The organism is Streptomyces marianii (assembly GCF_005795905.1).
Classification (GTDB): Bacteria; Actinomycetota; Actinomycetes; order Streptomycetales; family Streptomycetaceae; genus Streptomyces; species Streptomyces marianii.
Map to the genome: position 1 here is coordinate 7273352 of NZ_VAWE01000001.1, position 13358 is coordinate 7286709.

Annotated in this window: 11 protein-coding genes and 1 pseudogene; 6 read left to right on the plus strand and 6 right to left on the minus strand. The window is 68.4% G+C overall.

Annotated features, from left to right (window positions below):
* Window positions 1-121: 121 nt before the first annotated feature.
* Both FEF34_RS32960 and FEF34_RS32965 read right to left on the minus strand, forming a co-directional pair.
* Window positions 122-319 carry a DUF5999 family protein gene (locus FEF34_RS32960; protein WP_093654310.1) on the minus strand — a complete coding sequence of 66 codons (198 nt, stop codon included), beginning with the start codon at window positions 317-319 and terminating at the stop codon, window positions 122-124.
* 291 nt (window positions 320-610) lie between these two features.
* On the minus strand, window positions 611-1201 hold the full coding sequence (locus FEF34_RS32965; protein ID WP_138056422.1) for a hypothetical protein: 591 nt from the start codon (window positions 1199-1201) through the stop codon (window positions 611-613).
* 493 nt (window positions 1202-1694) lie between these two features.
* Here FEF34_RS32965 and FEF34_RS32970 point away from each other — a divergent pair, with 493 nt between their 5' ends.
* Together FEF34_RS32970 and FEF34_RS32975 are read left to right on the plus strand one after the other, a co-directional pair.
* A complete protein-coding gene (locus FEF34_RS32970) occupies window positions 1695-3197 on the plus strand; it encodes a glutamate-cysteine ligase family protein (protein ID WP_138056423.1) in 1503 nt (500 codons plus the stop codon).
* A gap of 85 nt (window positions 3198-3282) precedes the next feature.
* Window positions 3283-4086 carry a CPBP family intramembrane glutamic endopeptidase gene (locus tag FEF34_RS32975; protein ID WP_138056424.1) on the plus strand — a complete coding sequence of 268 codons (804 nt, stop codon included), beginning with the start codon at window positions 3283-3285 and terminating at the stop codon, window positions 4084-4086.
* 142 nt (window positions 4087-4228) lie between these two features.
* Here the strand turns inward: FEF34_RS32975 and FEF34_RS32980 are convergent, their stop codons facing one another.
* Entirely contained in the window at window positions 4229-5050 is an 822-nt protein-coding gene (locus FEF34_RS32980) for a PhzF family phenazine biosynthesis protein (RefSeq protein ID WP_138056425.1), read from the minus strand.
* Between the two features lie 175 nt (window positions 5051-5225).
* Between FEF34_RS32980 and FEF34_RS32985 the strand changes: the two genes are divergently transcribed.
* Genes FEF34_RS32985 through FEF34_RS32995 form a run of 3 tightly spaced genes read left to right on the plus strand, consistent with a single transcriptional unit; the run spans window position 5226 to window position 9060 of the window.
* Window positions 5226-5966 (plus strand): TnsA-like heteromeric transposase endonuclease subunit, encoded by a 741-nt coding sequence (locus FEF34_RS32985; RefSeq protein WP_407698320.1) that lies wholly within the window; start codon window positions 5226-5228, stop codon window positions 5964-5966.
* Complete coding sequence (locus tag FEF34_RS32990; RefSeq protein ID WP_138056427.1) at window positions 5954-8026, plus strand: Mu transposase C-terminal domain-containing protein; 2073 nt, start codon at window positions 5954-5956, stop codon at window positions 8024-8026. The genes FEF34_RS32985 and FEF34_RS32990 overlap by 13 nt, the downstream gene beginning before the upstream one ends.
* Before the next feature lie 2 nt (window positions 8027-8028).
* Window positions 8029-9060, plus strand: coding sequence for an ATP-binding protein (locus FEF34_RS32995; RefSeq protein ID WP_138056428.1), 1032 nt, complete (start codon window positions 8029-8031; stop codon window positions 9058-9060).
* 972 nt (window positions 9061-10032) lie between these two features.
* Here FEF34_RS32995 and FEF34_RS33000 read toward each other — a convergent pair.
* Window positions 10033-10329, minus strand: a complete 297-nt coding sequence (locus FEF34_RS33000; protein ID WP_325063657.1) for an Imm10 family immunity protein — start codon at window positions 10327-10329, stop codon at window positions 10033-10035.
* A gap of 108 nt (window positions 10330-10437) precedes the next feature.
* Window positions 10438-11438, minus strand: a pseudogene (locus FEF34_RS33005) (IS5 family transposase).
* A gap of 471 nt (window positions 11439-11909) precedes the next feature.
* On the opposite strand from FEF34_RS33005, the gene FEF34_RS33010 reads away from it, so the two are divergent.
* Window positions 11910-12515 (plus strand): PadR family transcriptional regulator, encoded by a 606-nt coding sequence (locus FEF34_RS33010; protein ID WP_138056430.1) that lies wholly within the window; start codon window positions 11910-11912, stop codon window positions 12513-12515.
* A 74-nt stretch (window positions 12516-12589) separates the two neighbouring features.
* On the opposite strand, the gene FEF34_RS33015 is transcribed toward FEF34_RS33010, so the two are convergent.
* Window positions 12590-13018 (minus strand): type II toxin-antitoxin system Rv0910 family toxin, encoded by a 429-nt coding sequence (locus tag FEF34_RS33015; protein ID WP_138056431.1) that lies wholly within the window; start codon window positions 13016-13018, stop codon window positions 12590-12592.
* Window positions 13019-13358 lie beyond the last annotated feature (340 nt).

Consider the following 13358-nt stretch of genomic DNA (forward strand, 5'->3'; position numbering starts at 1 on the left):
CGGCTCGGAGGCGTCTCCGAGCCGGCCCTCTCGCGTCCGTGGCCCGGTCACCCCTCGCTCCGTCGGTACGGAGCAGGGGAGGGGCCCCGGGCGGATGGTCCGATCGACGCGGCGGCGGGCCTCAGGCCGCCGTCACGATCCGCAGCGGCCGGTGCGGGGCGATGATCTGGCCGTCCGGGAGCAGTTCGCCCGTGTCCTCGAAGAGCAGCACGCCGTTGCACAGCAGGCTCCAGCCCTGCTCCGGATGGTGCGCCACGAGGCGGGCGGCCTCCCGGTCGGCGGAGTCTGCTGTCGGGCACGGCGGCTGGTGCTGGCACATGGATGGGTTCTTTCGCTGCGATGTGGTGAGTGTCCTGCGGCTCGATGCGGTGCTCATGGCCGCCCCCCGTATCTGTCGTCGATCCCAGTGTTGCCCCACGGGCGTCAATCCGCAGGGATTTCACGGCAGCTCGTCCTACCAGTTAAGGACGCATCACCCCGGTGGGCGGTTCAGCTCAACTGCACCGTCCCTTCGGGTGGTTCGCAGTGGCCCTAGTGGGCTAGTCCGGAAGGGGTGTGAACATGCCCCGTGACTCCATGTCACGGGGCAGCTGGTGTCCGGTGGCTCAGGTCAGGCCGGGAATCCGAGCAGGGGTGCGGGAGTGACCCTCGAGGTCATCACCGGCAGCAGATCGGCCACCCGGTGCGATCGGTGGGCGGCGATGCCCGGGGGTGCGGGAGCGAGCGGCACCAGCAGGTCGGCGGGGGCCGGTTTGCCCTTCGCCGGGTCGGCCTCGCGGTTGCCGTGCAGCCAGAGCGTGATCATGTACAGCTCGGGCACGGACAGCAACCGTGGCTGGTAGCTGCCGGGGAGGGCCTCGGCCTGTTGCAGCGCCCGCTCCGTCGACGCGATGTACGGGCCCTCGAAGAAGTGCGAGAAGGCCCAGCCGTCCGGGGTCAGCATGGTGTCCGCGGCGGCGATGGCGCGGTCGCCGCCGCGGATCAGGAACCGCCAGCCCGCCAGCCGGGTGCGGGGCCGGCGGTCGCCCTGTGGCACCACCTGGTCCAGGACGTGGACGGGAAGTGGGAGTTCGGCGGTCACCGCTCCCTGGACGGAACGGAGAGCGGGAGTGCGCGCCTCGCGGACTGCGGAGGGGGATCCGAGTGCCGTGAGGACGCTGCGCAGTGCGGGCGCGGGTGCCGGGGGGACATGGAGCGGCATGGTGGGTCGCCTCTCACTCAAGAGACAGGGTGATGCGAGGGCAGATGCGGACGGCTCTGTCGGCGTGGGCCGGAGGGGGCCGGATTTCCGTGGCCGGGCGCCGACTTTCTGCCTCGTTCGCGTGAGTTTATACGACGTGTGTTCACTCAATGTTTCTGCTAGCCGTCCCCGGCATTGCAGTCAAGGTCGAATCAGGACCTTCGGTGCGCGAAGTTCGAGGGGGTTATTCGTGAGCGTAACGGCGTCACCTGGTGTGTTACCCCACGAGTGGTCGGCCGAATCTCGTCGGACTTTTTCACCACACCTCGGGAAGTGGTAAATGCTCACTGCGTCATGCCGACGGAATGTGCCGGACGGATGGCGCACGGTCGCTGCTTCAGACTAGCGGCCCACCGGTCGCGCGCGAGACGTTATGGATCTCTTCGTCTGGGCATTATCGTCCGTGACACGAGCGGCCCGGCCGCGGACTGCCCACTCGAGGAGGGACCCTTCGATGGGGGAGAAGATCGTGGCAGGCGGGTTCGACCTGTCCGATCGGCAACGCTACCGGAGAAAGCTCCAGCAGTGCCTGGCGGGACTGGGGAGACTCCTGGCGGAAAAGAGGTTCGATCGCCCCAGGAATCTGATGGGGATGGAGATCGAGCTCAATCTCGCGGGCTCCGACGGCCTGCCCCGGATGATGAATGCCGAGGTGCTCGACAGGATTGCCAGCCGTGATTTCCAGACCGAGCTCGGAATGTTCAACCTGGAGGTGAACATAGCGCCGCACCGGCTCGGCGGACGGGTCCTCGACCAGCTCGCGGAGGAACTTCGCACGGGTCTGGGATATGCCCATCGCAAAGCCGCGGAGGTCGATGCCGGAATCGTGATGATCGGCATCCTTCCGACCCTCGCCGGTAAGGATCTGGTTTCCGCGAATCTGTCGGACGTCGACCGCTATGTCCTTCTCAACGACCAGATCGTCGCCGCCCGCGGTGAGGACTTCACCCTCGACATCGAAGGGGTCGAGCACCTCGGCTGCACGTCGTCCTCGATCGCTCCGGAGGCGGCCTGCACGTCGGTGCAACTGCACCTCCAGGTGACACCGGGCCGGTTCGCCCAGGTGTGGAACGCCGCCCAGGCCGTGGCGGCGGTCCAGATCGCCGTCGGCGCGAACTCCCCGTTCCTGTTCGGCAAGGAACTCTGGCGCGAGTCCCGGCCACCGCTCTTCCGGCAGGCGACGGACACCCGGCCGCCAGAGCTCCAGGCCCAGGGCGTGCGGCCCAGGACCTGGTTCGGCGAGCGCTGGGTGGGCTCCGCCTACGAACTCTTCGAGGAGAACCTGCGCTACTTCCCGGCCCTCCTGCCGATCTGCGACGACGAGGAGCCGCTGCGGGTGCTCGACGACGGCGGCGTGCCGCGGCTGCAGGAACTCGTCCTGCACAACGGCACGGTCTACCGCTGGAACCGGCCGGTCTACGGTCTCGCGGACGGCGTGCCCCATCTGCGCGTCGAGAACCGGGTGCTCCCGGCCGGTCCCACCGTCACCGACGTCGTGGCCAACGCGGCCTTCTACTACGGGCTCGTGCGGGCGCTCGCCGAGGAGTCGCGACCGCTGTGGACCCGGATGTCGTTCGAGACCGCCGCGGCGAACTTCGAAACCGCCTGCCGGAACGGCATCGAGGCCGAGCTGGAGTGGCCGCGTCCGGGCCGGGGCGGCGGGCTCACCCGCGTTCCCGCCGTCAAACTCGTACGGGACGAACTGCTGCCGCTCGCGGCGGCCGGGCTGGACGCCTGGAACGTGGAGCCCGCGGACCGGGATTTCTACCTGGGTGTTGTCGAGGGGCGGTGCAGACGCCGGGTGAACGGTGCGTCCTGGCAGGTCGAGGCCTTCCACAGGGCGCTGGACGCCGGGCTCGACCGGCGTGCCGCGCTCGCCGCGGTCACGCGCCGCTACAGCGTGCTGATGCACGCGGACGAGCCCGTGCACACCTGGCCGGCGGGACCGGGGGACTGATCGCTTCGCATTCGGGTCCCGCCTTCGACCTCGGTCCCGCCGTCGGGCAAGCTGTGACGGCGGGACCGAGGAAACGGGAGGCAGTGTGCAGGCGGAGGCGGGACGGGTGTCCGGATCGGTCCCCGACGGGGGATTCCCGCGCGGGATACTGCGGTCCGAGACCCTGATCGTCCTGGCGCTCTCGCTGGGCGCCAGCGCGGTGTCGTCGCTCATCAGCTTCATCGGGGCGCTGACGAAGCCCGGCGGTCTCGCGGACCAGGCCGCGAACCTCAACAGCTCCTACGCGCCCGGCCGGCCGTGGCTCGACCTCGCATGGCAGCTGTTCGGGATCGCGACGGCACTGGTTCCCGTCGTCCTCGTCGGCCATCTGCTGCTCAGGGAGGGCGCCGGCGGGCTGAGGGCCGTCGGCTTCGACCGGACCAGGCCGTGGTCCGACCTGGGGCGCGGTGCGCTGGTGGCGGCCGGCATCGGCAGTGCGGGGCTGGCGTTCTACCTGGTGGTCAGGGCAGCGGGGGCCAACCTCACGGTGGTTCCGGAGTCGCTTCCCGACGTGTGGTGGAAGTACCCGGTCCTCGTTCTCTCCGCGGTGCAGAACTCCGTCGTCGAGGAGGTCATCGTCGTCGGGTACCTGCTGCGGCGGCTGGACCAACTGGGCTGGAGCCCGGTCCGCGCCCTCGTCGCCAGTTCGGTGCTGCGCGGCTCGTACCACCTCTACCAGGGGATCGGCGGCTTCGTCGGCAACATGGTGATGGGCGTGGTCTTCGTTCTGCTGTACCGCCGCTGGGGCCGGGTGGGGCCGCTCGTGGCCGCCCACGCGCTTCTCGACATCGTCGCCTTCGTGGGCTACGGACTGCTGGCGGGGAAGGTGGGCTGGCTGCCCACGGCATGAAGTGTGCCGTGGCCGGCCGCGGCGCGGGGCCGCGGTGCACGGCGCCGAGGGGCGTACGGCGGAGAACCGTCGTACGCCCCTCCCGCACCCCGGGGGCCCGGCTGCCGTGCCCGCAGTGGCCCCGCGACCGGCCGCGTCCCGGTCAGAGGGTGACGAGCAGTTCGCCGTCGACGACGGTCACGGCGCTGCCGGTGAGCAGGACGCGGTCGCCGCGCAGCGCCGTCCGCACCAGGCCGGAGCGGGCGGAGGCCTGCAGCCCGGTCAGCTCCGGTCGGCCCAGCCGCGCCGACCAGAACGGCGCGAGGGCGGAGTGCGCACTGCCGGTGACGGGATCCTCGTCGATGCCGACGTTCGGGAAGAAGCAGCGCGAGACGTAGTCGTACCCCTCCCCCGGGTTCGCGGCCGCCGCCGTGGCGATGATCCCGCGCTGCGAATGGGCGGCGAGGGCGCGGATGTCCGGGCGCAGACCGCGGACGGCCGCCTCGTCGCCGAGCTCGACCAGCAGATCGCCTATGTGGTCCGAGGTGTCCAGGACCGAGAGCGGAGCGGCCCCCAGCGCGTCGGCGATGCCGTCCGGAGTCTCTACCGGGGTCAGGGACGACACGGGGAGGTCCAGGGTGATCGAGCCGTCCTCGTGCACGGTCGTCGTCAGGATCCCGCAGCGCGCGGCGAAGCGCACGGTGCCGCTCGCGGTGCCGGTCCGGTGGAGGACGTGGGCCGTGGCGAGTGTCGCGTGCCCGCACATGTCCACCTCGGCGGCCGGTGTGAACCAGCGCAGCGCCCAGTCCGCCTCGCCGCCCTCGGGCAGCGGATGTGCGAAGGCCGTCTCGGAGAGGTTCATCTCCGTCGCCACGTCCTGGAGCCGGCCGTCGTCGGGGAAGGCGTCGGTGTCGAGCAGCAGGACCGCGGCGGGATTGCCCGCGAAGGGCCGGTCGGTGAAGGCGTCCACGATTCGAATCCGCATGGCGCCGACCGTAGGGCGCGGACGGCTCCGCAGGCCAAGGCCAATCCCGGTGTGACCTGTGACAGCGAACCTTGATCGGTTGCCACCGAAGATCGATCAACGCTAGTTTGTGCCACTGAAGATCAACTGATTGGTGTACGGGTGGGTGGGGGACGTGTTGGGGGCGCGTGCTGGCGTGTTCGAAGATGCTGCTCTGACAGCCTTTGAACTGGCCTTTTCCGAAGACGGCACGCGCGTACGCCGGTCGCTGGGGGCGAGTTGGGGAACGCGGTTCGAAGCTGTGGCCCCTGTACGCGAGTTCAGCTGGCACAAGGACGGTCGCGGTTTCGCTGGCTGGTACTACTCAGCAACGGTGCGGGACCATGTGGGCTACGAGTCGTGGCTTGAGCGGGATCGGCTGATCCTGCTGGATCGTGATCCCAGGGTGGCTGCGATTGGTTCACAGCCGTTCTGGCTGCACTGGAACGACGGCACTCGCAAGCGGCGACACGCCCCTGACTACTTCGTCCGGCTGTCCGATGGACGGGCCCGCGTCGTTGACGTCCGCGCCGAAGACGAAGTCGATGAGGCGACGGGGGAGGCGTTCGCCGCGACCCACGAGGCGTGTCGGGCGGTGGGTTGGGAGTTCGAGTGGGTGGGGCGGCCTGAGCCGGTGTTCATGGCGAACGTCCGCTGGCTATCCCGTTATCGGCGGGCCCGCTGCGGGCGGCCGACGGCGGTGGCGGAGCGGCTCCTGGAGGTCTTCCGTGAGCCGATGGGGCTATGGGATGGCGCTGGACTGGTCGGGGAGCGTCTTCAGGTGCTGCCGGTGCTGTTTCACCTGCTGTGGTCCGGTGCTCTGGGAACGGACCTCGTCGGTCGTCTGATGGAGACCGACAGTCTGGTCTGGACGGAGGGAAGCGGATGGGCAGCTTGAAGCGGCCGCCGGTTCTGGCGGTCGGTCAGAGGGTGCGGTTCGAGGGCCAGGTGAGGGGTGTTCTCGAGGTCGCCGCCCAGGCAGCGGTGCTGGAGGACGCCGAGGCGCCACACCGAGTCGTCGCCTTGATCGATCTATTCGAGGCACCAGACTTCGAGGTGCTGTTCCGTCCGGAGCGCATGCCGCTGCCGCCGTCCGGCTTGCTGGAGACCCTTTCGTCCGAGGCGGTGAAGCAGGCGCTTTGGTGGGAACAGCACATTCTCGAAGTCCTCCACGGGCTTCCGCCGGACGCCGAGCCAGACACGGTGCCGCGGCCCGGTTACGGTCCAGGCACGTCGGTGACCTCACGGCAGAAGGTCAAAGCGGCCGAACTCACCGCCCTCGGTTACGACGTCAAGCCCGGAACAGTGGGTTTTCGGCGGCGCCGCTACCAAGCTGACGGCCTGGCCGGGCTGGCCGATCACCGGCCGGTCCGCAAGCGCAAGGAGTTCGGCTCCGTGCCCGATGCCGTCGTCGAGGCGATGCGGCAGGCGGTCAAAGAGGGAGTCGACACGTCGACGCGCAACGGGGCCTATCTGATCTGGCGGACTGGGGAGATCATCCGGGAGAATGGCGGGGACCCGGTCAAGCTACCGTCGCGGCGGACGCTCTACCGGCTGGTGGCGAAGCTGACCGCGGGCACGCACACCACCGGATCGGCGGTCACACGCCGCTCCAGGGCCCACGGAGCCGCTGCACCGTTCGGTGAGCTGACGGTGTCGGCACCGGGCGAAGTCATGCAGATCGACTCCACTCCCCTGGACGTCATGGTCCGGCTGGACAACGGCGTTGTCGGCAAGGTCGAGCTCACCGGCATGATCGACGTTGCTACCCGGACGCTCATGGCGGCCGTGCTGAGGCCCACGACGAAGTCGGTCGATGCCAGCGTGCTGCTGGCCCGCACGGTCACGCCGGAATTGATGCGACCGGGCTGGGTCGACGTGTTGAAGATGTCCCGCTCGGTGCTGCCGCACAGGCGCTTGCTGACGCTCGACGAGCGTCTTGAACACGCCGCGGCCAGGCCAGTGATCGTCCCGGAGATGATCGTCTGCGATCACGGGAAGGTGTTCGTCTCGCACAACTTCCGTGCTTCCTGCCGGTTCCTGGAGATTGACTTCCAGCCGACCCATAAGGGCTCGCCCTTCGAGAAGGGCCACATCGAGAAGATGCTGGGCTCCGTCGCCACGATGTTCGCCCAGTTCCTCCCCGGCTACACTGGCCGCAACACCGACCATCGCGGCCGCCACCCGGAACAGGAGAACCTGTGGTCGCTGCCTGAACTGCAGGAACTGCTGGACGAGTGGGTCGTCGCCCAGTGGCAGAACCGCCCTCATGAGGGCCTGCGCGATCCCGACCACCCCGGTCGGTTGTTCACGCCGAACCAGAAGTACGCCGCACTGGTCGAGTCCTGCGGTTACGTCCCCGTTGCGCTCAGCGGCCAGGACTACGTCGAACTCCTCCCCGCAGCCTGGCGGGCCGTCAACTCCTACGGCATCCGGATCAACAACCGCACTTACGATGCCCCCGAGCTGGGTCCGATGCGGCGGCGCGATTCAGGGGTCACCGCCAAGAGGGGGCTCTGGGAAGTGCACCGGGACCCCTACGACGTCTCCCGAGTCTGGGTACGCAACCACCGCGGCGAAGGCGAGTGGGTCCAGGCAACCTGGAAATACCTGAACCGGGCGCCCGTTCCCTTTGGCGACCTTGCCTGGGATCACGTCAGCCACCAGTTGCCCAAGGCCACCGAGGAAGAACTCGCTGCGGCAGTGTCCGCCTTGTTGACCCGGGCCCACGCCGGCCCTGACCAGCCAGCGGCAAAGAAGCGGAAGGCCAAGCCGTCCAAGGCGGACCGCCGCGTCGCCGCCCGGACCAAGGCCACCGCACCGGCAGCAGCCAAACCCCCGCCGCGACCGGAGACGCAACCCTTGCCGGAGCCGCCGGTGGAGGACGAGGAAACGATGGCCGAAGTGATCCCGCTGGGAATCTTCGACCCGCTTGAGGACCCCTGGAGACGTTCGTGAGCATGCCGCTGGCAGCACAGTCGGATGACGATTTCGGCCGCTACCTGACGGTCCTGCCCGGCTGGCGCGAGTTCGTCGCTGGGGCGATCAGCGAGCCGATGGTCATGCTGACGCAGGACGAGTACGACGCCCTGGCCAAGGAGGACCGATACCAGTACGACGAGGACCGGCTTGACCACCACGCCCGCCTGCAGGTGGTGGCCACCTCGACCGTCCGGCACACAGTCACCTGCGGACGCCGCCTGATCATCCTCAACCGCGGCGCGATCAGTGCCCGCAGGGGCCTCATCGTCAGCGGGCCGGCCAACACCGGCAAGACGATCGCCCTGACCCAGCTCGGCCTGGCCCACGAACTCCAGGACCGCCGCCGGCATCCCGGCCAGGACGAACGCATACCGGTCATCTACATCACCGTCCCGCCCGCCGCGACACCCCGCATGATCGCTGCGGAGTTCGCCCGCTTCCTCGGCCTTCCGGTCCTGCGAAGCTCCAACATCACCGACCTCACCGAGGCCGTGGTCGGCGTCTGCACCAAGGCTCGCACCAGCCTCGTCCTGGTCGACGAGATCCATAACATCTCCCTGCACACCCGCACGGGAGCCGAGGCGTCCGACACGCTCAAGTACTTCTCTGAGCGCGTCCCTGCGACGTTCGCCTACGCCGGCATCGACATCGAAGACAGCGGTCTGCTGTCCGGCACCCGCGGCGACCAGATCGCCGCCCGCTTCACCTCGGTGGCCACCCACTCGTTCCCCTACAACAAGGAGTGGAAGGCGCTGGTCGCGCAGATGGAGGCGAACCTTGTGCTGCACCAGCACAAGCGCGGCACCCTGACCCGTCTGGACCGCTTCCTGCACACCCGAACGAGCGGCATGATCGGCACCCTCTCCCACCAGCTCCGCGGTGCCGCCGTGGACGCCATCCTCACCGGCTCAGAAAAGATCACGAAGTCCGGACTGCTGGCCGTCGACCTGGACATCGCCTCCGGCCGGAAGCGGCCAGGCGGCCCCTCGGCAGCGGTTGGCGATCAGTGACAGCACCCGCTCAAAGCGCTCTCTCGATCGCTCGCCTCCCCTTTCAGGTCCGTCCTCAAGCAGGAGAAGGCGGCCCTTCTTTCATCAGGCGCCTCGCCCACGCCAACCACCTCCCGCCTCCCTATCTTCGAAAGTTCCTGCTGGAACCGCCAGGGCTTCGGGGGACGCCGTCCTGGGACCGCCTGGCTGCGGTCACCGGCCGCGACCCTGACTTTCTGCGAGTCACCCTGGAGACGAAGAAGTGCAGAGAGTGCGGCACGGACATACCGCCCACGGGGGCGTTCGGCAGGCGGGCGATCCTCTGCTCCATGCGCTGCAAGACGCGGGCACATCGCCGACGGCAGACCACGGCACCCTGCCGGGTCTGTCAGAAGCCGATGAAGATCCAGATCGGACAGCGTCACCGGCTCTGCTCGTCGACCTGCCGCCGCACCGCCTACCTTCTCCGCCAGCAAGGTGGCGCTTCCTCCACGGCATCCACCGCCGACGATGACCCTGTCGGCGAAGGAGACCGGCGCTGCATAGCCTGCGATAAACCTCTGCCTCCAGGCTCTCGCTCGCACCGCCAGACGTGCTCAGCGGCCTGTCGCCAGCACGCGCGGCGCTGGAGCCGTCTCGCTACACCGGAACGCTTCCTGCGCTCACCGGCTGAGACGTGTGAGTTCTGTCAGGACCCTCTCCCGAAAACGAAGCCCAGTACCAGCCTGCGCCGCTGGTGCTCGGGCCGTTGCAGGCAACGAGCCCACCGAGGACTCGACCCGGCTCCTTATCGGATCCGGACCTGCGAGCACTGTCAGGACCCCATCGAGAGGGATGAGTCCGGAACGGCCCGTCGCTGGTGCTCAAGGAGCTGCCGGGAGAAGGCGCAGCGACGCCGTCGCAAGTCCACTGCTGGCAGCAACTAGGCTCGAGGTCCCAATTTCGCCGCGCCGCGTGTGCTCGATCAGCTGAGGTCAGAGGCAGGAGATCTACTCAGATGACGAGACGACTGGGCACAGCGTCCGCGCGTCCGTAGTTGAGCACCTGGGCGAGAACTTCTCGGAACTGGACGATGTCTTCGGTCGACGCTTCTATGACGGCCTCGATCTCGCTGTCATCCAATCGCAGGTCTTCCAGCGCGTCAGGGTCGAGTGAGACGTGGAGCACGTTGCCCGTCAGAACGGCCCCACGCACACAGCCATAGGCGGTCCCCTGGCCGGCCGTGACCAGGCAATGCGTGTCCATCCCTAGGGCAACCTCCTGATCATCAGGCTCTTCCTCTCCCGCCATGAACATCAAGATGAAGCCACTCCCGTCCTCTCCTTCGGCAAGGGCGGCTTCGGTGAAGTAGCCGTCAGGGTCGATCTCGGTTCTAGGGAGCGTATGTGGTTGTGATCATCAGGTGGTCCGGGTGAGCTCTCTGAGCCAGATCATCGAGGCGCGGAGGTGGAGGCCGGCGAGGTAGCTGTCGGGGGTCTTGTCGTACCGCGTGGCGATGCCTCGCCAGGCCTTCAGCTTGTTGATCAGCCGCTCGACGGTGTTCCGCTCCTTGTAAAGGTCGGCATCGTGGCTGACGGGCCGGCCGCCTCTGGAGCCCTTCTTCTTCCGGTTGGCGGCCTGGTCCTTCTTCTCCGGGATGACCGCCTTGATACGGCGTTTGCGCAGGTGGGCGCGGTTGCCGCAGGACGAGTACGCCTTGTCCCCGGCGACTGCGCCGGGCCGGGTGCGCGGACGGCCGACGGGCATGCGCACCCGCACCTTCCCCAATACGGGGATGAACTGCGGGCTGTCGGCGGCCTGGCCCGCGGTCAGTATGAACGCCAGCGGGCGGCACTTCCGGTCGCCGACGACATGGATCTTGCTGGTCTGCCCTCCCCTGGAACGCCCGAGCAGGGCGGCCTTCAGCCGGAGTTTTCGTCGGCGCCGGATGCGCCGCCGCTCTTCCCGCACGGGATCGCCTTCGGCCTCCTGTCCGGTTTGTTCGTCGCAGTCGCCCCTTTTGACCTGGCCTTCTCGGTCTCGGCGGCAGCCTTCTCCAAAGCGGTGAGGACGTCTTCGTCCATGTGCATCCCGGCAGCGTCGTGGTGGGCCCGGGCGGTGGTGGAATCGATGCTGACCAGGGACAGGTCCACCTCGCCGCGCTTCGCGGCTTCCGTGACCAGGCCCTCCATGATGGCTTCGAAGACGCCGGAGTCACGCCACTGCCGGAAGCGGTTGTGGACGGTCGACCAGGCGCCGAACTCCGTCGGCATCTCCCGCCACTGCCCGCCTGTCTTGAACCTCCAGATCACGCCCTCGAACTGCTGCCGCAGCCGCTCGGGGTACGGGCCGTACTCGCCGATCGGCAGGTACGGCTCGATCAACTCCCACTCCACATCCGTCAGTTGCGCTCGCGTCACCCAAAGAGGTCTACCGGTCCAAACCCTGCCGCGCAGGCAGATCTCGCAGATTGATCACGACGCAATACGCCCCCTAGCGGCGCGGGCGGTGAATCGGAACGTCATGACGGGGTTCTATCAGCGTTTCCCTCTGGGCTGTGAGGCAGGGGCAGGTCTGAGCAGAGAGATAGGCGGAAAGTGCGTCACCTTCGTCATCTACGGCTGATCCAGCGAGAAAGAGCCAGGTCATGGCCATCGGAGTCAGGCTTGAGTGCGTCACCCGGGACCATCGTTGATCAAACTTCGCTGGCACAAACTGTCTAGTCGTTCCTCTTGGATGGCACGGATCACCATGCATCGATCTTCGGTGGCAACCGGTCAAGGTTCGCTGTCACAGGTCACGGTGATCTGGACCGCTCGGCGATTGCCAATCGAAGTATTCCGATATATCGTTGAAGCATCGCGACAGATCGACGGTGGAGGGAGCGTGTGATGCGTTCACATGGACACGGCTTCGGACCCGGCCCGGGACAGGGCGGTTGCGGGCCCGGCCATCACGGTCGGGGTGAGCACGAGGGGCGCCGCGCCGCCTTCGGCCCGTTCGGGCCGGGGTTCGGCGGCCCCCCGTGGGGTGGCGGCCGCGGCCGCGGCCGGGGGAGGGCCCGCCGGGGTGATGTGCGCGCCTCGATCCTGGCCCTGCTGAAGGACCGCCCGATGCACGGTTACGAGATGATCCAGGAGATCGGCGAGCGCAGCGGCGGGGCCTGGAAACCCAGCCCCGGATCGGTGTACCCCACTCTTCAGCTGCTGGAGGACGAGGGGCTGATCACCAGCGAGAGTGACGGCGGCAAGAAGCTGTTCACGCTCACCGAGGCGGGGCGCGCCGAGGCCGAGTCGGTTCCCGACGCGCCCTGGGAGGAGGCCGGCCGCGGGATCGACTGGGATGCCATGAACGAGATCCGTCAGGCCGGATTCGGGCTCATGGAGGCCTTCGGCCAGGTCTGGAAGACGGGCACCCCGGATCAGCGGCAGAAGGCGATCTCGGTGATCAACGAGGCCCGCAAGAAGCTGTACCTGATCCTGGCCGACGAGGACTGAGCCCCGCCTGGGCCCGGCCCGGGCGCGGGGAAGGGCCCCGTAAACAAGGGGCCCTTCCCCGCGCCTCCGGCCCGTCAGCTCACGAGCCCGCCCAGCTTGCGGAGTGATTCGTGGAGCGCGACGGTCGCCGAGTCCCTGAGCTTGCCCGCCATCAGCGAGACGGCGGCGCCCGTGAACTCGCCGACGATGCGAACGGTCGTCGTGCCGCCTTCCGGGGTGAGGGTGTAGCGGGTGCCGACGAGGACGCCCATCGGGCCCTTGCCCCTGATCGCGAGGACCCGCTCGGGCTCCAGTTCCTCCACCGTCCACTGCACTTCCGCGGGGAATCCCATGAGCTTCATGCTCTCGGTGAAGGTCGCGCCGGTCTCGAGAGTCTCGGGGCCGCCCTGCGGGAAGCTCGTGTGGGTGGCGTTCCACCGGCCGTAGGAAGCGAAGTCCGTCAGTTGGGCCCATACCTTCCCGGCAGGCGCCCCGATGCGTGCGTCCGCGCTGACCTCGGCCATGGTGACCACCCCTTCTCGTCGGGCTCGGTGGCTTTCGGGTCCCGGTGCCGTCGGAACGTAGCCGCGCGGCCTGCAACGTTCAATACTGATGAACTGTCAGATCCGGTCGCCTCCCCGTCGATGCGCGCGGTCTCCGGGGCCGGTGCCCGACGGCCTCCCACCGGCGGGGGAGCGCACGGAACCGCTCGTGAGGGGCGCGCCTCCTCCGCAAGGAGCAGGCGCGGCACGCGGTGCCCACCCTCCCCGGGATGCCCGAACGCTCCCGTGCGGCGATGGCCGGGGCCGTTCGCCGCTGATGGGGTGTGACCGTGCACCTCCCTGTCCCGCGCGTTCCCCGGCA

Coding starts and splice junctions, on each gene's coding strand:
- FEF34_RS33015 (WP_138056431.1), bottom strand. CDS start 13,018: ATGGCCGAGGTCAGCGCGGACGCACGCATCGGGGCGCCTGCCGGGAAG.
- FEF34_RS32960 (WP_093654310.1), bottom strand. CDS start 319: ATGTGCCAGCACCAGCCGCCGTGCCCGACAGCAGACTCCGCCGACCGG.
- FEF34_RS33000 (WP_325063657.1), bottom strand. CDS start 10,329: ATGGCGGGAGAGGAAGAGCCTGATGATCAGGAGGTTGCCCTAGGGATG.
- FEF34_RS32970 (WP_138056423.1), top strand. CDS start 1,695: ATGGGGGAGAAGATCGTGGCAGGCGGGTTCGACCTGTCCGATCGGCAA.
- FEF34_RS33010 (WP_138056430.1), top strand. CDS start 11,910: ATGCGTTCACATGGACACGGCTTCGGACCCGGCCCGGGACAGGGCGGT.
- FEF34_RS32995 (WP_138056428.1), top strand. CDS start 8,029: ATGCCGCTGGCAGCACAGTCGGATGACGATTTCGGCCGCTACCTGACG.
- FEF34_RS32965 (WP_138056422.1), bottom strand. CDS start 1,201: ATGCCGCTCCATGTCCCCCCGGCACCCGCGCCCGCACTGCGCAGCGTC.
- FEF34_RS32990 (WP_138056427.1), top strand. CDS start 5,954: ATGGGCAGCTTGAAGCGGCCGCCGGTTCTGGCGGTCGGTCAGAGGGTG.
- FEF34_RS32980 (WP_138056425.1), bottom strand. CDS start 5,050: ATGCGGATTCGAATCGTGGACGCCTTCACCGACCGGCCCTTCGCGGGC.